The organism is Rhodanobacter soli (genome assembly GCF_040548735.1).
GTDB classification, from domain to species: domain Bacteria; phylum Pseudomonadota; class Gammaproteobacteria; order Xanthomonadales; family Rhodanobacteraceae; genus Rhodanobacter; species Rhodanobacter soli_A.
On sequence record NZ_JBEPSD010000001.1, the window covers coordinates 410492 to 428945 of the forward strand.

The window sequence follows — 18454 nt, forward strand, 5'->3', positions numbered from 1 at the left end:
GCGGGCAACGCTCCAACTTGTTACGGCGATTCATACCAGCGTTTGCTGCGATTGACGATGCGCACCACCGACAGCATCACCGGCACCTCGATCAGCACGCCCACCACGGTCGCCAGCGCCGCACCGGAATGCACGCCGAACAGGCCCACCGCGGTGGCCACGGCCAGCTCGAAGAAGTTGCTGGCGCCGATCAGCGCCGAGGGGCCGGCCACGCAGTGCGGCACGCCGAAACGGCGATTGAGCCAGTACGCCAGGCCGGCATTGAAATACACCTGGATCAGGATCGGCACCGCCAGCAGCGCGATGATCGCCGGCTGCGCGATGATCTGCCGGCCCTGGAAACCGAACAGCAGCACGAGGGTGGCCAGCAGCGCGAACAGCGACGCCGGCCCGAGTTGCTGCAGCAGCTTCTGCAAGCGCGCCGAGCCGCCGTGCGCAAGCACCCGGCGCCGCAGCAGCACGCTGAGCACCACCGGCACCACGATGTACAGCAGCACCGACAGCAGCAGCGTGTTCCACGGCACCGTGATCGAGGAGATGCCCAGCAGCAGCGCCACGATCGGCGCGAACGCCACCACCATGATGGCGTCGTTCAAGGCGACCTGGCTCAGCGTGAATGCCGGTTCGCCGTTGCACAGGTTGCTCCACACGAACACCATCGCCGTGCACGGCGCGGCGGCCAGCAGGATCAGGCCGGCGATATAGGAGTCGAGCTGTGCGGCCGGCAGCTGGCCGGCGAAGAGGTGGCGGATGAAGATCCATCCCAGCAGCGCCATCGAGAACGGCTTCACTGCCCAGTTGATGAAGAGCGTGACGCCGATGCCCTTCCACTGGCGGCGCACGCCGCCGAGTGCGCCGAAGTCGATCTTCAGCAGCATCGGGATGATCATCAGCCAGATCAGCACGGCGACCGGCAGGTTCACCTGGGCCACCTGCATGCCGCCCAGCGCCTCGAAACTGTCGGGAAGCAGGTGGCCCAGCAGCGTGCCGGCCACGATGCACAGCAGCACCCAGAGGGTGAGCCAACGCTCGAAGAAGCCGATGCGGGCACCCTCCGAGGAAACCGCACAAGCGGTCAGTTCTGCGGATGCCTGGCTCATGCGTCGGCTTCTTCGTCGGTGATGCTGCCGATGTGATCGAGCGCCTGTTTCAGCTCGTCGCGCCCCATCGTTTCCACCGGCAGCTTCAGCAGCGCCGTGATGCGATACAGGATCAGCGTGTGGGCACGCCGGAACGCCGCGATCGCGGCGCCCGCGCCCTGCGCCGCGGCCGGATCGGGCAGGCCCCAGTGACTTTTCACGAAGTCGCCGAACAGCACCGGGCAGGTCTCGTTCGCGGCGTTGTCGCAAACCGTGATCACGATATCCAGCGGCGGCGCGCCCGCTCCGGTGAAGCGGTCCCACGACTTGCTGCTGAGTCCCTCCGTGGCGATGCCCAGGGCCTTGAGCTCCTCGATCGCATAGGGATTGACGCGCCCGGTCGGCTGGCTGCCGGCGCTGAATGCCTCGAAGCGTCCCTTGCCCAGATGGTTGAGAGTGGCCTCGGACAGGATGCTGCGGGCCGAGTTGCCGGTGCAGATGAACAGGACGCGGCACGGGTGCATGGCGGCGGCTCCGGATTGGTTTCTATATTTCCATAATGATAGAATCATCAAACCAAAGCAACAGGAACCGCGCCGTGCCGATCCAGGATCTGCCCCATATCGCCACCGAAGTGCTGGACACCCCCAGCCTGGCCAAGCTGGCCTTGCCGGCCGACGCCGGGCACCCGCCGCGCATCCTGATCCTGTACGGCTCGCTGCGCCCGCAATCGTTCAGCCGCAAGCTGGCGCTGGAAGCCGAGCGCATCCTGCGCCAGTTCGGCGCCGAGACGCGGGTGTTCGACCCGCACGAACTGCCCCTTCTGGACAGCGTGCCGGCCAGTCATCCCAAGGTGCAGGAACTGCGCGCGCTGTCGCTGTGGTCCGAAGGCCAGGTCTGGATCAGCCCCGAGCGGCACGGCGCGGTGACCGGCGTGTTCAAGAACCAGATCGACTGGCTGCCGCTGGAAGACGGCAGCGTGCGGCCCACGCAGGGGCGCACGCTCGCCGTGATGCAGGTCAGCGGAGGCTCGCAGTCGTTCAACGTGGTGAACGCGTTGCGCGTGCTGGGCCGCTGGATGCGCATGGTGACCATCCCGAATCAGTCTTCAGTGGCCAAGGCCTGGCAGGAGTTCAACGACGACGGCCGGATGAAGCCGTCGCCGTTCTACGACCGCGTGGTGGACGTCATGGAAGAGCTGTTCAAGTTCACCCTGATGGTGCGCGGCCGCAGCGACTACCTGGTCGACCGCTACAGCGAGCGCAAGGGCGCCGCGGCGGCACGTGCGCTGGCGGCCGCGGCCGGCGTGACGGAAGACATGCCGGCGACGGCGAAAGGCGTCGCGAAAACCACGGCCGCCGCAGGCAAGCCAAGCTGCTGCGCCGGCGCAGCGTGCTGAGGCGCGGCGCCATCTGCACCGACCCTGACGAGTCAGGCCACGTGGTTGCGCCCTACGCCGTCAGCCGCACCGGCGTGCCCAGCGGTCGTACCGGCCGCCGTGCACTGGCGGTGGTGATCGCGGCGTACCAGTTGGTGAACGGCAGATGTTCGGGAGCCTCGCTGATGTCCGCCCAGACCTGTCCGGCAAGATCGAGGAAGCGCGGGTAGCGTTCGCGTTTCCAGCGAGCTGCCTGCTCGCGGAATGGGCCGAGATCGAGATGGGCAATCGCGTAACCGGCGCCGAAGCCGTGCTGGACCGGCACCACCCAGCCATCCTCCTGCACCACCAGCGGCGAGACCAGTGCAGCGAGCGGGCTGCCGCCCGCCACGTCCGCCGCGGGCGCGGGGCCGGCAAAGGCGCGGCAAGGTTCGCGGGCGATCAGCTGGCGATCGGCTACGTCGTACTGAAGCGTCAGCCGACCCTGATACTGCCGCTGCAGCCGCGCCACCTCGAGAAAGCCATACGACAACTCCAAATCATCCGGCGGCTGCAGTTCGTAATCGCGGGCGCGGCCGACCTGTTCAAGCGGATGGATCTGCAGCAGGCGCGCGCCCTCGGCACAGGCAAAGCCGGTGACCCAGTCCAGTTCGGGCAGGTTGTCCAGGGTCAGCGTGAAGATGAAACCGAACGGCACGCCCGCCGCGCGCACCAGGTCGAGCTTCGCGCGCATCTGCTCGAACGCATGTGCGCGGTTGCGCATGCGGTTGTGGCTTTCGGGCACGCCATCCAGGCTGATCGCCAGCAGGCCCAGATGCGGCGCCAGCTGCGCCAGCCGACTGGCGCTGAGCAGCAGGCCGTTGCTGGTGACCGAGGTGGCGAAGCCCAGCGCGCGCGCCGACGCCAGCAATCGCGGTAGCGGCTTCCAGGTCAGCGGCTCGCCGCCGGACAGGCCGATCGCGTTGTAGCCTTCATCGGCCGCGTCGGCCAGGAAGCGCTCCAGCACTTCCACCGACAACTCGCCCTTCTGTTCCGGCCCGGAGACCGAGTAGCAGTGCCGGCAACGCAGATTGCAGCGCAGCGTGGGATGGATCTGGATGACGTTGACGACGTCGCCGGTCGGGCCCATGGCGTTCTCGCAGCAAGACAGGACGGCGGCCGGACGATTCCGCCCGGCCGTGGATTGCACTGACCGGCCTCAGCGACCGGCGTTGCGTATGTCGACTTCGACCCGGTACCACTCCGGCACCGGGATGCCATACGGGAAGCAATACGCGGTGACCTGCATCGCGGGGCCGTTCAGCCGCATCAGCTGGCTGACCACGGGGCCGAGTTGCTTGGTATTGACCTCCAGCTGTGCCTGGATCAGGTCGATCGCCGGCTGCCCGTACTTCCACCACCACTTCACTTCATAATCGCTGCGCGCCATGCCGAGAGCCTTGGCGATGCCGGCGTGGTCGTGCGGCTTGAGCGTGAACAGTTTGGCCGAGCCTCTGCTCGCGCTGCTTGCGGTCTTGCGGGTCGTGGCCATGAGGAAAAGCCTCCTGCGCTGGATTGCCGGTTGTCCGGACGATGACGGGGATCGACGCCAGCGGAACCCGGCGGCCTGCCTGCCGCCCGGCGCCGATCGGCCCGTGCCCAATCTCAGCAAGTGACGTGCCAGCGCCCGGCAACGGCAGGAGTGCGCTGCAGCGCGCGCAAGATGAACGGCCATGCACGGAACCGGGGCTGAAATGACCCGACATGGCTGCCCGCCGGGTCACGCGATACCCACCACGGAACGACGCTCCAGTACCTGCGCCGCTGACTAAACCGGTGCATCCTCCGCCGCAACGAAGCCGCCGGTCTGCCGTTTCCACAGCCGCGCGTACAGGCCCTCGTGCGCGATCAGCTGCGCATGCGTGCCGGTCTCGACGATCTGCCCCTTGTCCAGCACCACCAGCCGGTCCATCCGCGCGATGGTCGACAGGCGATGCGCGATCGCGATCACTGTCTTGCCCTGCATCAGGATGTCCAGGCTGTCCTGGATCGCCGCTTCCGCTTCGGAGTCGAGCGCCGAGGTCGCTTCGTCCAGCACCAGGATCGGCGCGTCCTTCAGCAGCACGCGGGCGATCGCGATGCGCTGGCGCTGGCCGCCCGAGAGTTTCACGCCGCGTTCGCCGACCAGCGCGTCGTAGCCGCGACGGCCTTCGCCGTCGCTGAGGTTCGGGATGAACTCGTCGGCGCGCGCCTTGCGCACGGCCTCGGCGACCTGCGCCTCGCTGGCCTCGGGGCGGCCGTACAGCAGGTTGTCGCGGATCGAACGGTGCAGCAGCGAGGTGTCCTGGGTGACGACGCCAATTTGCGAGCGCAGGCTTTCCTGGGTGACGTGGGCGATGTCCTGGCCGTCGATCAGGATGCGCCCGGCTTCGAGGTCGTACAGCCGCAGCAGCACGTTGACCAGGGTGGACTTGCCGGCGCCGGACGGGCCGACCAGGCCGATCTTCTCGCCCGCGCGCACGCTGAGGTCGAGCCCGGCGATCACCCCGCCCTGCTTGCCGTAGTGGAAGTGGATGTGCTCGAAATGCACGCCGCCGTTGGTCACCTCCAGCGGCATCGCGCCCTCGCGGTCCTGCACCGCGCGCGGCCGCGAGATCGTGGTGATGCCGTCCTGCACCGTGCCGACGTTCTCGAAGATGCCGTTGACCACCCACATGATCCAGCCGGACATGTTGTTGATGCGGATCACCAGCCCGGTCGACAGCGCGATCGCGCCCACCGTCACCCGGCCCTCGCTCCACAGCCACAGCGCCAGCGCCGAGGTGCCCACGATCAGGAAGCCGTTGAGCGTGGTAATGCTGGCGTCCAGCGCGGTGGTGACGCGGGTCATCCGGCGCAGCTTGTCGGTCTGCTCCGCCATCGCGTCGGCGACGTAGGTTTCCTCGCGGCGCGTATGCGCGAACAGCTTCAGCGTGAGCACGTTGCTGTAGCCGTCCACGATGCGCCCCATCAGCTTCGAGCGCGCCTCCGAGGCCAGCCACGAGCGCTGCTTGATGCGCGGGATGAAGAACGCCAGCAACCCGACATAGGCGAACACCCACGCGACCAACGGCGCAGCCAGCCAGACATCCGCCTGCGCGAACAGCACGACCGCGCTGCCGGTGTAGATGGTGACGTACCAGATCGCATCGACGATCTGCACCGCCGACTCGCGCAGCGCGCCGCCGGTCTGCATGATGCGGTTGGCGATGCGCCCGGCGTAGTCGTTCTGGAAAAAGCCCAGGCTCTGGCGGATCACGTAGCGATGGTTCTGCCAGCGGATGCGATTGGTCAGGCTGGGCACGATCGCCTGGTTCACCAGCAGGTCGTGCGCGCCGATCGCCAGCGGCCGCACGATCAGCGCGACGAAACCCATCCACAGCAACTCGTTGCCGTGCCGCTGGAAGAAGTCCGCCGCCGGCGCACCCTTGGCCATGTCCACGATGCTGCCGATGAAGCCGAACAGCGATACCTCGACGATCGCCACCACGAAACCCACCGCGATCGCCACCGCGAACACCGGCCACACCTGGCGCAGGTAGAACGCGTAGAAGCGCCACACCGACGCCGGCGGCATGCCGTCGACCGGCTCCTTGAACGCGTCGATGAGGGATTCGAACCAGCGGAAGATCATGGGCATTCCGGACCTGCGGGAGCCATCTATTGTGCTTGAAGCCCGCACGATGCGGTGTGACGATGCGGCCTCTCCGTCGTGACACACGGGATCAGCAGCATGACCACCGAAACCTTCGAAGGCGCCTGCACCTGCGGTGCCATCCGTTACCGACTGACCAGCGCGCCGCTGATCGTGCACTGCTGCCACTGCAGCTGGTGCCAGCGCGAGACCGGCAGCGCATTCGCCCTGAACGCGATGATCGAGACCGACCGGCTGCAACTGCTGCAAGGCGAGCCGATCATGGTGAACACGCCGTCGGAGAGCGGCAAGGGGCAGCAGATCGCGCGCTGTGCACAATGTCATGTGGCGCTGTGGAGCCATTACCCCGGCGGCGGCAAGGCGGTGGCCTTCGTGCGCGTGGGCACGCTGAAGGAACCGTGGCGGTTGCCGCCGGACGTCCATATCTACACCTCGACCAGACAGCCCTGGGTGACGCTGCCGCCGGACGTTCCCGCCGTGCAGGAGTTCTACGACATCGACCAGGTCTGGTCGCCGGCCAGCCTGGAACGCCGCGCAGCACTGCGGGCGGCAAGGCGTTCGTAATCTGAACGCCAGCCGCGAAGGCGGGCACTCATCAGGCCGGCGCGATTGACCGCCTGCGGCGGCGCTCCGATCATGGGCGGATGCCTATCCTGTCCCGTTGCCTCCTGATCCTGCTGCTGACTCTCGGCAGCACCGCGTCGCTTGCCCAGAACGGCGACCCGTCGCCGGTCGCGCCGGCGGCGACACCCGCGCAGACTCTGGATCAGCTGGGCAGCCAGCTCGACACCGTCAAGGCCGCGCTGCAGGACAAGAAATCCGACGTGCCGTTGGCCGACTTGCGCACCACCGCGCTCGGCGTGCAGGACCAGGCGCGCCAGCTGGCCGCCAACCTCGCGCCACAGATGACCGCCCTGCAGGCGCAGCTTGCCGTGCTGGGTCCGGCACCGGCGAAGGGAACGCCAGCGGAAGCGCCGGAAGTCGCTGCGCAGCGCCGCAAACTCGACAAGGCGCAGGCCGACCTGGACGCGCAGATCAAGCAGGCGCAGCTGCTCGGCCAGAACGCGGCACAACTGGCGGCGCAGATTTCCGGCCTGCGCAACGACGAGTTCCAGGCACGGCTGGCCTCGCGCACGGCCACGCCGTTCAGCCGCACGTTCTGGGCCGATCCGGTGCGGACGTTTCCGGACGACATCGTGCGGCTCAAGCGTCTCGGCTCGCGCTTCGCCGGCGCCATGGAACAGGCCTGGCAGCCACCGAACTGGCAACCCCTGGCGTGGTGCCTGATCGCCGCCGCGCTGCTGCTGGGCGGTGGCCGCTGGGTGCTGGAACGGCTGCTGCTGCAGCTGGCCACGCGCCATGTGCCGGACGGCCATTTGCGGCGCAGCGCGATGGCCGCTGCGGTGGCGCTGACCGCGGTTCTCACCACCGGGTTGGCGGCGCAGCTGGCCTACCTGGGATTGAACTGGTACGACATCCTGGAAGATGACCTCGCGGCGCTGGCCACCAGCGTGGTCGGGCTGGTGTGCTTCGCCGCCTACGTGACCGGGCTGGGCCGGGCGCTGCTGTCGGTACCGCGGCCATCGTGGCGCCTGCCGGCGCTGTCGGATCTGGCGGCGCAGCGGTTGCGCCTGTTCCCGTGGCTGCTGGCCGCGGCAGCGCTGCTGTTCGGCCTGCTCGACCGCACCAGCCGGGCGATCGGTACCAGCCTGCCGGCTTCGGTGGCCACGCGCGGCCTGTTCGCGCTGGTCATCAGCGGCCTGATCGGCCTGGCTTTGCTGCGCCTGCGCCGCACCCGCCGGGAACTGGCCGCCAGCGGCGCCGAGCCGGAGCACCGGCCGGTATGGATCGGCCTGCTCACCGCCGCCGCCACGCTCGGCGTGGCGGTCAGCTGGCTGGGAGTGGCCACCGGTTTCATCGCGATGGCGTTCTTCGTCGCCGTGCAGATGCTGTGGGTCGGCGTGATCGTGGTCACGGTGTACCTGTTGATCCACCTGCTCACCGACCTGATCGACACCTTGCTGTTGCCGCGCGGGCGCAGCGGCCAGCGGCTGCAGGCCACCTTCCAGCTGGCACCGCACACACTGGAGCAGACCGCCATCCTGCTCACCGCCGTCTGCCGCGTCGGGCTGGTGCTGCTGGCGCTGGCTACCGTGCTGACCCCGTTCGGCGCCGGCCCGAAGGATCTGCTAGCCAGCGCCGAACAAACCCTCGGCAGCTTCAGGCTCGGCGACCTGGCGATCAACCCGGGCAGCATCTTCAGCGCCGCGTTGGTGCTGGCGGCGGGACTGTTCGTGCTGCGCACGCTCAAGCGCTGGCTGCGCGAGCAACTGCTGCCGAAGTCCACGATGGAACCTGGCATGCAGGACTCCATCGCCACCCTGCTCGGCTACCTCGGCGGCATGCTGGTGTTCGTGCTGACGCTGGCCGCGCTGCACGTGGACCTGAAGAGCATCGCGTGGATCGTCAGCGCGCTGTCGGTGGGCATCGGCTTCGGCCTGCAGGCGATCGTGCAGAACTTCATCTCCGGCCTGATCCTGCTGGTCGAGCGGCCGGTTAAGGTGGGCGACTGGGTTAGCCTGTCGAGCGACGTCGAGGGCGACATCCGCCGCATCAACGTGCGCGCCACCGAAATCCAGATGTGGGACCGTTCCACCGTGATCGTGCCGAACTCGCAGCTGATCACGCAGAACGTGCGCAACGTCACCCTGGCCAACGCGCAGGGCCGCGTGCAGATCAAGCTGCCGATGCCGCTGGATACCGACGCCGGCAAGGTGCGCGAGCTGGTGCTGGGGGTGCTGCGCGCGCATCACGGCACGCTGTCCACGCCGGGGCCGTACGTGCAACTGGAAAGTGTGGCCACCGGCGTGATGACCTTCAACTGCGTCGCCTACGTCGGCAGCCCGCGCGAGGTCGGCGGCGTGAAGAGCGAGCTGTTGTTCGAGATCCTCGAACGCCTGCGCAGCGAGCGGCTGCCGATGACCAGCCCGCAAAGCATGCTGGTGCGCACGTTGCCGCCGCTGCCCGAGGAAGACGAGCACACCGGCTGAGGCGGCGGCCGCCGCGGCGACCATCCGCGGCGGCTGCCGACGAGACAGGCGACGGTGGGCGCGCTAGCCTGTGTGCGGTTTCCGCCAACGGAGTCCCGTCATGCCGACACCCCATCCCCACGGCAGCACCATCATCCCCTGCCTGCGCTATCGCGACGCCCACGCCGCGATCGACTGGCTGTGCAAGGCGTTCGGTTTCGAGAAGCAGGCCGTCTACGAAAACGACAGTGGCGGCGTGGAACACGCCCAGCTCACGTTCGGCAACGGCATGGTCATGCTCGGCGAAGTGCGCGACAACGAGTTCGGCCGGCACATCGCCCAGCCCGACGAGATCGGCGGCCGCGAAACGCAATGCGCCTGCGTGATCGTCGGCAACTGCAAGTCGCACTACCAGCAGGCGAAAGCCGCCGGCGCGTTGATCGTCGACGATTACGCCGAGAAGGACTACGGCGGCGCCGGCTACAGCTGCCACGACCCGGAAGGCCACCTGTGGTACTTCGGCAGCTACGACCCATGGCAGCCCGAATGACGCCGGCCGGCTACGGCAACGCCGACACCGGCAGGTAGACATCCGTACGCAACACCGCTTCCGGGGTCTGCTCCGGATCGTCGAGGTAATGGTGGAACAACGGCTCGTCGCGCAACGCATAGCCGCTGTGCGGCAGCCATTCGGCCAGCAGTGCGTCGGTCGCCGGCTCCAGTCCGGCATAGGGCCCCACGTGGCGCAGGCGAGCCCACAGGCCACCGCCCAGGGTGAGCGGCACGGTACCGTCGCCGGCAATGGCTTCAGCGCTGAACGCCAGCGCGCAATCGAACTCGCATTCGGCCGGCGGCGTGTCGCGGCGATCCTGCTGCGGCACGCCGTAGATGCCGGCAATGCACTCGATCAGGCCGTGCTGCGCAGCCCAGCCGAACAGCGCCTCGTAGGCCACGGCGAGGTCGGCGAAGTCGCCCGTGTTGCGCGTGGCCACCAGCGCGAACGGCTCCAGCGAGACCACGTCGACCTGCAGTAGCGACATCGGCATGGCCTCGTCCACTGGCGCCCGGCTGAGCCTCGCGAGTTCACCGGCCAGGCGTGCAGGCTGCGCGCGCAGTTCGCTCGGGCTGGCGCCGAAGGCCTGGCGAAACGCCCGCGCGAAAGCCTGCGGCGTTTCGTAGCCGACCGCCAGCGCGGCGTCGGTCACCGCCCGTGCCGGATCGGACAGCAACTGCAGGGCGCGCAGCAGGCGCAACCGCGCCACCGTGCGGCCGATCGTCTCGCCGGTCAGCGCGCGATACACGCGATGGAAATGGAACGGCGAAAGCTGCGCGGCCTGGCCCAGTTCCGCCAGGTCCGGCAGTTCGGCATCGTTCGCCACCGCCTGTTGCAGCAGGGCGATCACGCGATCGATGCGGCGCAGGTAGTCGTTGCGGGTGCGGTTTTTCATGGCAAGTCTCCGTGGGGACGGGAAGCAGTCTGCATGGATGCTCCCCGCCCCGCGGTCCGGATCTTGCGCATTTGCCGGATTACGGCGCCGCCGCGGCGCGCTTCAGCTTCGCATCCGGCCGCGCCACCGCGTACATCTCCCACGCCATCTGCTTGAGCAGCCCCTGACGGTCCTTGCCCTGCACGTACAGGTCGAAGTGGGTCTTGCCCGGCAGGAAGCGGAAGTCCGACTTCGCGCCCAGACCATCCAGCACCGCCTTGAGCCGGTGCGCAGCGCCGTCGAGATAGAACGTGTCGGCGGTGCCCACGGCCACATGGATCTTGCCGTCCAGGTCGGCCTTCAGCCGCGGCCAGTTCGCCTGCACGAGATGGGCGATGTCGTAGTGCTCGCGCCAATAGGCAACCACCGCCGGGTCGACCGCGCCGGTGTCGCGATCGAACATCGGCATCGGCCGTCCATCCGCACCGCGCGGCGAGAACACCCACTCGAACGAGGCCATCTGGCCGCCGTACTCGCCCAGCACGCGCTCGAGCTTCGCGAACGCCTCATAGCTGGCCTGCACCTTGCCCTTGTCGCGCACCAGCGGGTAGGCGGAACCGTCCGCCCGGCGGTAGACATTCGCGTTCGGCGCGTACAGGTCCACGCCGGTGAAATCGTGGAAATCGCTGGGGTCGGGCGAGGTCGACCAGGTGCCGCCGAAGATCTTCGGATAGCGTGTCTGCAGCCACAGCGTGGCCCAGCCGCCGGAGGAATGGCCGGTGAGGAAACGGCCGGACGGTCGCGCGTCCATGTGGTAACGCGACTCCAGCTGCGGGATCAGCTCGGTGGTCAGCGCCTGGCCCCACGGGCCGTTGTTCACCGAGTCGGCGAATTCGTGCGTGCCGGTGGGGCTGGACTCGTCGAGGAATACCCAGATCATCGGCGGCATCTGATGCTCGGCCATCGCGCCATAGACCATCGCGGCGCTGCCGGCGAGCGATGCCGCGCTGCCGCCGTAGCCGTGAGTGGAATACACCACCGGCCAGGTCTGCTTCGCGCCGGGGTCGTAGCCCGGCGGCAACAGCACCCAGCCGCGCATGTGGATGGGGCGTCCCCAGAACGCGCTGAGCGCCGGGCTGACGAAGTCGAGCGGCTGCGCGGCGCGGCGCGCCTCGTCGAGGTGCTTGCGGGTGGCCTCGCTGAAATAGCGCATGGGCAGATCCCATGGCTCGCGCGCGGGCAGCACGCGGTCCAGGCTCAGGCTGGGCGGCGTCGCGGCTGGCAGGTGCATCTTCACCACCTCGCTGACCAGATCGCCCGCACCGCGTCCGCCGTAGTTGTAGTCGTGGTTGCTGTCGAGCACGGCCTGCACGAAGTAGTCGCCTGGCGGCAGTTGCGACCAGCCGGCCGGGTACGCCAGCGCATCGGCGTCGATGTCCACGCCCTGCCCCGGTGCCAGCCGACTCACTTCGCGCGCGGCCACCGAGGCCTGGGTGGCACCGAACGGATTCGCATCCACCTCGTCGACCTTGCCGTCCTTCGCCGCGGCGATGGCTGCCTTCGCGTCAGTGGCGAACAGCAGCAGCCGGCCCGATGCCGGCTGGGTCAGCGTACTGCCCATCTCGACATGGAACTGGCTGTGCGCCACCGGCGCCTCGGCGCGCGCCAATGCCACGCCGGCGAACAGGCCGCAGCCCAGCACGATCGCTACTGCACGATGCATGTCACGCATGTCGATTCCCCCATATCACGGCGGTGGAGAGGCCGGGGCCGCGATCGGCCCCGGCGCCTGTTCAATGCTTGTCGGTATCCGGCTTGTCCGCGACCGGCACCATGCGCAGGTCCTGGAAGTCGAAGCTGAAGTCGGTCATTGGCGAGATCGGCTGCATGCGCACTTCGCTGACATGGCCGTCCACGTCCAGGCTGAAAGTGATGAAGGCGTCGGCGTTGAGCGTGCGATCGTCCCAGCGCACGGTGAAGGTGTCGTGCTGCCACAGCGTCATCGTGCCGACCAGCTGCGCGGTCTTCGAGAAACGCAGGCGCAGTTTGCCGTTCTCATGGCTGACGATGACGTCGCCATACCACGGATCGCGGTAGGTGCCGGCATATTTCGCCAGCGCCAGCGAGGGCTTGCTGCGCTTGTCGCGCGCCGCTTCATGCTTGGCCATGCTGTCGTCGGCCTTGGCCTCGGATTTCTTCACCGCCTTGTCGTATGCGGCGACCCAGTCGGTCTTGTGGTCGGGATTCAGGTACGCATCGAGCACGCGGTAGGTCACCGCGTTGAACGCGGCGCCGGATTCGGCGTTGGTCAGCACCACCACGCCGAGCTTCAGCTCCGGCACCAGGGTCACCCGCGAGACCATGCCCGGCCAGCCGCCGGTGTGCCAGACCAGCTTCCTGCCGAGGTAGTCGGACAGGAACCAGCTTTCGCCGTAGCCGGAGAAATTCGGCACCAGCGGCGCCAATTCGGGAACCGGCGGCTTGCCGACCTTGATCGGAGTCAGCACGCTCCACATCTCGCGCTGGCTGTCCTCGGAGAACAGCCGCGCCGGCTTGCCGTCGGCGCCGGTCGTCGGCAAGACGCCGCCGGCCAGTTGTACGGCCATCCACTTCGCCATGTCGTGCACGCTGGAATAGATGCCGCCGGCGCCCGGGTCATTCAGCCAGGCCATCGGCGGCACCGGCTTGAGGTCCTTGAAGTCGGCCTTGGCGTGGCCGGTGGCCACGTCCATGCCCGGCTTCAGATAGGTCATGTCGACCAGCGACTCGTCCATGCCGACCGGCTTGAACAGGTGCTCGCGCACGTAGTCGGCGTAGCTCTGGCCGGACGCCTGCTCGATCACCAGGGTGGCCACCGCGAACAGGATGTTGTCGTAGGCATAGCCGCTGCGGAAGCCGTTCTTGATCGGCACGTGGGCCAGCCGCTCGACCACTTCCTTCGTGCTGTACGACGTCGGCGGCCAGTACAGCAGGTCGCCCGCACCGAGGCTGAGGCCGCTGCGATGCGCCAGCAGGTCGCGGATGCGCATCTCATGCGTCACATACGGGTCGGACATGCGGAACCACGGCAGGTGGTCGATCACGCGGTCGTCCATCTTCAGCTTGCCCTGACCGGCCAGCTGCTGCAGCGCGGCGGCGGTGAACGCCTTGGTGTTGGAGGCGATCGCGAACAGCGTGCGCGCGTCCACCGGGGCCGCCTTGCCGATCTCGCGCAGGCCGAAACCCTGCTCCAGCACCACGTGGCCGTCCTTGACGATCGCCACGGCGATACCCGGCACGTCGAAGGTCTTGCGCGCGCCGTCGACGTAGGCAGAAAAATCCTCGAGCTGCGCCGGCAGCATCGGCCGCACGATGTCGCCAGTCGAAACCGGCGGCGGCGACTGCGCGGCCGGGGCCTGCGCCCACGCGGCGGTGGCGGGAACGAGCAGCGCGCAGCAGAGCGCCAGGCGCAGGGAGAGGGGTCGCTGGGACATCGAAGGCTCCGCGGGTGACAGTCGCGCAACTATCGCGGCAAACCGGATGCAAGGCCAGCGCTGGAAGTCATGACCAGCGCCGCCCGGCTCGACGCGGCGCACGGCAACCCCGATCATGGTGCCATCGTGCCGCGCAGCGCGGCCGCGTCGAACCGAGGAACACGATGGACCCCACGGTGGAATGGATCGCCGCCCATGCCCTGCGGCTGTGGGCGCTGCTGCTGTTGCTGGCCCTGCTGGCCGGCGACCTCGCCTGGCGGCACAACGCACGCTGGCAGCGCCATGCACTCGCCCACGGTCGTGCATCGACCGCGCTGCGCTGGCAGGTCGGGCTGATCCTGCTGCTGGCGCTGGGCCTGCTGTTCCTCGCCATCGCCTCCGCCATCGCCGGACAGCAGGCTGGCGAGCTGGTGCGCTTCGACGCCGGCCTGGCCGAGAACCTGCGCGCGCAGTTGTCGCTGCCGGCGCTGCGCGGCATCGCGGTGGTCACGCATCTCGGCGACCTGCGGTGGGTGGCGCCCGCGGCCGCCGTGGTGGCACTGCTCCTGCTGCTTCGCCGGCACTGGCAACTGGCGGGCCTTTGGATAGTGGCCCTGCTCGGCATCCTGCCGATCAACGGCAGTCTCAAGGCGCTGTTCCAGCGGGTACGGCCGTTGCACGACCACGGCTTCATCGTCGAACGCGGCTGGAGTTTCCCCAGCGGCCATGCGTTCGGCTCCATCGTGTTCTACGGCATGCTCGCCTACGTGCTGCTGCGCCTGCTGCCGCCGCGTTTCCACCGCGCGGTGATCGCCGCCACGGTGCTGTTGGTCGGCGTGGTCGGGATCAGCCGCATCCTGCTGCAGGTGCATTATTTCAGCGACGTGATGGCCGGCTACGCCGCGGGCGCGGCATGGCTGGTGCTGTGCATCGGCATGGCCGAACATCTGCGTGCCCCGGCAAGAGACGCCACGCCATGAACGACCTGTTCGCCCCCGCCAGCCACGACGCTCCACGTATCCGCGTCGGTATCGGCGGCTGGAACTACGCGCCGTGGCGCGACAATTTCTACCCGGCGAAACTGGTGCAGCGGCGCGAACTGGAATACGCCAGCCGCCAGCTGCGCGCGATCGAGATCAACGGCACGTTCTACGGCGCGCAGAAGCCGGCGACCTACGCGAAGTGGGCGGCCGAGACGCCGGCCGGCTTCATCTTTTCATTGAAGGCGCCGCGCTACATCACCGAAGGCAAGCGGCTCGCCGATACCGGCAAGGGCGTCAGCGGCTTCGTGCACGGTGGCCTGGCCGAAATGGGCGACCGGCTGGGGCCGATCCTGTGGCAGCTGCCGCCGTCGCGGCCGTTCGACGCCGGCGACCTCGCCGCCTTCCTCGACACGCTGCCGCGCGAACTGGACGGCCAGCCCCTGCGCCACGTGCTGGAAGTGCGCCACCCCAGCTTCCTGAGCGAAAGCTACGTGGAACTGGCGAGCGCACAGCGCGTGCCCACCGTGTTCACCGACTCGCCCGACTATCCCTCGCTGGCCGACCTCACCGGCGACTTCAGCTACGCACGGCTGATGCGCAGCGAGGACGGCAACCCCGCCGGCTACGCACCCGCCGAACTGGATCGCTGGGCCGGCCACGCGCGCACCTGGGCAGCGGGCAGCGACGTCGCCGAGCTGCCGCACGTCGCCACGCCGCAGCCGCCGGGCCCGCCGCGCGACGTGTTCGTGTTCTTCATCAGCGCCGCCAAGCACCGCAACCCGGCCGCGGCGATGGCGCTGCAGTCGCGCGTGGACGCGTTGGCCTGATCAGCCGGAGCGGTAGTTGTCCACCTCGCGGTAACGCCGCGCGTACAGGCCGAACGCCAGTGCGGCGAGCAGCGCGAACGCGGCGAAGAAGAACATCTGGAACGCGGTGACGCTGAGCCCCGTGCTGGCAATGGAACCCGTGACGGTTCCGTTGCGCACCGCCGCGTTGGCCAGCAGTACCCACAGGTTGCCGATGGTCGTGGTGAGGTTCCAGAAACTCATCACCACGCCTTTCATCGACGCCGGCGCCTGGCTGTAGGCGAACTCCAGCCCGGTCGCCGACACCAGTACCTCGCCGAAGGTCAGCAGCGCGTACGGCAGCACCTGCCACACGATCGACAGCGGGTCGCCGTCGTCGATCACCACCTGCAAGCCGCCCACTACGATCCAGGCCAGGCCGCTGAACGCGATGCCGGCGGTCATCCGGCGCAGCGCGGTGGGCTCGTAGCCTAGGCGGCGCAGCAGCGGATACAGCACCAGGTTGTTGAACGGGATCAGCAGCATCACCAGCATCGGGTTCAATGCCTGCATCTGCGCGGCATGAAACCACGACGGCATGGTCATCTCGTGGCCCTGCACCACCCAGGTCGAAGCCTTCTGGTCGAACAGCGAGAAGAACGGCGTGGTCAGCGCGAAGATCACCAGCACGCGCAGCACGTTGCGCGCGCCGTCCACCGCCGCGTCCGGGTGCTGGCCGCGGGCGCGCTCCATCTGCAGCCAGGCGCCGCCGCCGACACCGCCGATCAGCGCCACCAGGGCGAGGCAGGCGACGATCACGAAACCCAGCGTGCCGACGAAGGCGAAGCCGCCCAGCGCCACCAGCACGCCGGCGACCGCGATCCACAAACCGGGCCGCGCCTGCCCGGGCCGATGGGTCAGCAGCGCCGTGCGCAGCACCCGCGAGAACGCGTTGGGGTCCGGCGGCGTCGGCGGCAGCATCACGTACTGCCGGCGGCCCAGCCAGAACACCACGGTGGCGATGAACATCAGGCCGCCGGGAATGCCGAACGCCACCGCCGCGCCGAAGTGGTGCAGGAACAGCGGCATCAGCAGCGAGGCGAAGAACGAGCCGAAGTTGATGATCCAGTAGAACGCGTCGAACACCACCTTCGCCAGGTGCTTGTTCGAGCGGTCGAACTGGTCGCCCATGAACGACGCCACCAGCGGCTTGATGCCGCCCGCGCCCAGCGCGATCAGGCCCAGGCCGGTGAAGAAGCCCAGGCGGTTGTGCTCGAAGATCGCCAGGCAGGCGTGGCCGAGGCAGTACACCAGGCTCATCCACAGCACGGTGTTGTACTTGCCGAAGAAGCGGTCGGCCAGCCAGCCGCCCAGCAGCGGGAAGAAGTACACGCCGATCACGAAGGTATGGAACACGTCCTTCGCCGCCAGCGTGCGCTGCCCCTCGGGCAGGTACAGCAGCAAGGTGGTGATCAGGAACGGGGTGAGGATGTTGCGCATCCCGTAGAACGAGAAACGCTCGCAGCCTTCGTTGCCGATGATGTAGGCAATCTGCCGCGGCAGGCGCCCGCCGGCGTGGTCGGGGGTGGTGCTCATCCATACTCCTAAGGATCGGGTGGGCGGCGCGCAGCGCCGTCTCCACGGGTCCGCCGGAGTGTGCGCAATTTCCTGCGATCACGAAACCCCGCGGGCAACGCCTCTCGCGTGGCCCGTCGCCCCGCCCTGTTAAGCTCGCGGCGCATCCACCGCCAATCCATACCGCATGCGCCGACTCAAACCCCTGATCCTGCTGGCATTCATCGTCCTCGCGGTGACGCTGTGGAACCGCCACGCCAGCACGCCGTCGGCCAGCACCGGCCCGGTGGCGAGCGCGGACAGCAGCGCATCGCCCCACGCGCCGGACCGCCCCGCCGGCACCGACGCTCCCGCCTTCCTGCCAGCGGAGGCGCACGCCACGCTGGATCGGATCGCCCGCGGTGGCCCGTTCGAGCACAGCCAGGACGGCAGCGTGTTCGGCAACTACGAGGGCTTGCTGCCGAAGCAGCCGCGCGGCTACTACCACGAGTACACGGTGGAAACGCCCGGCGCGCGCAACCGCGGTGCGCGGCGCATCATCACCGGCGGCACGCCGCCGGTGGCCTGGTACTACACCGACGACCATTACCGCAGCTTCCGCCGCTTCGAGGCAGGCCGATGAGTCCGCACGGTTTCGATCTGGACCTGACCAAGCCCACCCAGAGCGGGGTGTACTTCGTCGGCGTCAACGATCTCGACCGGCTCGCGCGCGCCGCCACACGCGACGAGCTGCGCGTCTGCCGCACCGACCTCGCCGGTTGCCACGACAAGGACGCACTGCTGCGCCGGCTCGCCGTGTCACTGCAGCTGCCGGCCACGTTCGGCCACAACTGGGACGCCCTGGCCGACTGCCTGCGCGATCTCGGCTGGATGCCGGCCTGGGGCTACGTGCTGCTGTTCGAGCACGCCGACGAACTGCGCCAGTCCGCCGCAGCGGACTACGACATCCTGCTCGGCATCCTCGATGATGCGGCCACCTTCGGCAGCGACCACGACATGCCGTGGTTCGCCTTCCTGGCGCTGCCCGACAGCGCGTTCGACGACCATCATCCGTCCGCCTGAAAGCGGGCCGC

Annotated in this window: 17 protein-coding genes; 8 read left to right on the forward strand and 9 right to left on the reverse strand. The window is 68.4% G+C overall.

From position 1 onward, the window contains the following. Positions 1-20: 20 nt before the first annotated feature. Entirely contained in the window at positions 21-1100 is a 1080-nt protein-coding gene (arsB, locus tag ABIE04_RS01890) for an ACR3 family arsenite efflux transporter (RefSeq protein WP_354546886.1), read from the reverse strand. Further along, entirely contained in the window at positions 1097-1603 is a 507-nt protein-coding gene (locus tag ABIE04_RS01895) for an arsenate reductase ArsC (protein ID WP_354546887.1), read from the reverse strand. Before ABIE04_RS01895 ends, arsB begins: the two co-directional genes overlap by 4 nt. 74 nt (positions 1604-1677) lie before the next feature. On the opposite strand from ABIE04_RS01895, the gene arsH reads away from it, so the two are divergent. Continuing rightward, positions 1678-2478 (forward strand): arsenical resistance protein ArsH, encoded by an 801-nt coding sequence (arsH, locus tag ABIE04_RS01900; RefSeq protein ID WP_354546888.1) that lies wholly within the window; start codon positions 1678-1680, stop codon positions 2476-2478. A 52-nt stretch (positions 2479-2530) separates the two neighbouring features. Here arsH and ABIE04_RS01905 read toward each other — a convergent pair whose 3' ends face one another. The 3 genes from ABIE04_RS01905 to ABIE04_RS01915 form a co-directional block, all read right to left on the reverse strand. After that, positions 2531-3586, reverse strand: a complete 1056-nt coding sequence (locus ABIE04_RS01905; RefSeq protein ID WP_354546889.1) for a radical SAM protein — start codon at positions 3584-3586, stop codon at positions 2531-2533. A 69-nt stretch (positions 3587-3655) separates the two neighbouring features. Continuing rightward, positions 3656-3988 carry a hypothetical protein gene (locus tag ABIE04_RS01910; RefSeq protein WP_214554931.1) on the reverse strand — a complete coding sequence of 111 codons (333 nt, stop codon included), beginning with the start codon at positions 3986-3988 and terminating at the stop codon, positions 3656-3658. Between the two features lie 276 nt (positions 3989-4264). Then, positions 4265-6106 carry an ABC transporter ATP-binding protein gene (locus ABIE04_RS01915; protein ID WP_354549752.1) on the reverse strand — a complete coding sequence of 614 codons (1842 nt, stop codon included), beginning with the start codon at positions 6104-6106 and terminating at the stop codon, positions 4265-4267. A 102-nt stretch (positions 6107-6208) separates the two neighbouring features. Between ABIE04_RS01915 and ABIE04_RS01920 the strand changes: the two genes are divergently transcribed. The 3 genes from ABIE04_RS01920 (at position 6209) to ABIE04_RS01930 (ending at position 9709) form a co-directional block, all read left to right on the forward strand. Then, entirely contained in the window at positions 6209-6694 is a 486-nt protein-coding gene (locus ABIE04_RS01920; protein WP_354546890.1) for a GFA family protein, read from the forward strand. Positions 6695-6774: 80 nt separating this feature from the next. Beyond that, positions 6775-9180 carry a DUF3772 domain-containing protein gene (locus tag ABIE04_RS01925; RefSeq protein WP_354546891.1) on the forward strand — a complete coding sequence of 802 codons (2406 nt, stop codon included), beginning with the start codon at positions 6775-6777 and terminating at the stop codon, positions 9178-9180. A 100-nt stretch (positions 9181-9280) separates the two neighbouring features. Next, positions 9281-9709, forward strand: coding sequence for a VOC family protein (locus tag ABIE04_RS01930; protein ID WP_354546892.1), 429 nt, complete (start codon positions 9281-9283; stop codon positions 9707-9709). A 10-nt stretch (positions 9710-9719) separates the two neighbouring features. On the opposite strand, the gene ABIE04_RS01935 is transcribed toward ABIE04_RS01930, so the two are convergent. The 3 genes from ABIE04_RS01935 to ABIE04_RS01945 all read right to left on the reverse strand — a co-directional run bounded on the left by ABIE04_RS01935 (position 9720) and on the right by ABIE04_RS01945 (position 14059). Continuing rightward, positions 9720-10607 carry an AraC family transcriptional regulator gene (locus ABIE04_RS01935; RefSeq protein ID WP_354546893.1) on the reverse strand — a complete coding sequence of 296 codons (888 nt, stop codon included), beginning with the start codon at positions 10605-10607 and terminating at the stop codon, positions 9720-9722. 79 nt (positions 10608-10686) lie between these two features. After that, positions 10687-12318, reverse strand: a complete 1632-nt coding sequence (locus ABIE04_RS01940; protein WP_436410347.1) for an alpha/beta hydrolase — start codon at positions 12316-12318, stop codon at positions 10687-10689. Between the two features lie 61 nt (positions 12319-12379). Continuing rightward, positions 12380-14059: a serine hydrolase gene (locus ABIE04_RS01945; protein ID WP_354546894.1), complete on the reverse strand. Its 1680-nt coding sequence runs from the start codon at positions 14057-14059 to the stop codon at positions 12380-12382. Positions 14060-14223: 164 nt separating this feature from the next. Between ABIE04_RS01945 and ABIE04_RS01950 the strand changes: the two genes are divergently transcribed. Together ABIE04_RS01950 and ABIE04_RS01955 are read left to right on the forward strand one after the other, a co-directional pair. Next, entirely contained in the window at positions 14224-15018 is a 795-nt protein-coding gene (locus tag ABIE04_RS01950) for a phosphatase PAP2 family protein (protein ID WP_354546895.1), read from the forward strand. Further along, the gene (locus tag ABIE04_RS01955) at positions 15015-15848 is read left to right on the forward strand and encodes a DUF72 domain-containing protein (RefSeq protein ID WP_354546896.1); all 834 of its coding nucleotides are present in this window, start codon (positions 15015-15017) and stop codon (positions 15846-15848) included. The genes ABIE04_RS01950 and ABIE04_RS01955 overlap by 4 nt, the downstream gene beginning before the upstream one ends. Here ABIE04_RS01955 and ABIE04_RS01960 read toward each other — a convergent pair whose 3' ends face one another. Further along, positions 15849-17402 carry a POT-type proton-dependent oligopeptide transporter gene (locus ABIE04_RS01960; protein WP_354546897.1) on the reverse strand — a complete coding sequence of 518 codons (1554 nt, stop codon included), beginning with the start codon at positions 17400-17402 and terminating at the stop codon, positions 15849-15851. It abuts the gene before it with no gap. A 166-nt stretch (positions 17403-17568) separates the two neighbouring features. Between ABIE04_RS01960 and ABIE04_RS01965 the strand changes: the two genes are divergently transcribed. Together ABIE04_RS01965 and ABIE04_RS01970 are read left to right on the forward strand one after the other, a co-directional pair. Further along, positions 17569-18003, forward strand: coding sequence for a ribonuclease (locus ABIE04_RS01965; RefSeq protein WP_354546898.1), 435 nt, complete (start codon positions 17569-17571; stop codon positions 18001-18003). Beyond that, positions 18000-18443, forward strand: coding sequence for a barstar family protein (locus ABIE04_RS01970; protein WP_354546899.1), 444 nt, complete (start codon positions 18000-18002; stop codon positions 18441-18443). Before ABIE04_RS01965 ends, ABIE04_RS01970 begins: the two co-directional genes overlap by 4 nt. Positions 18444-18454 lie beyond the last annotated feature (11 nt).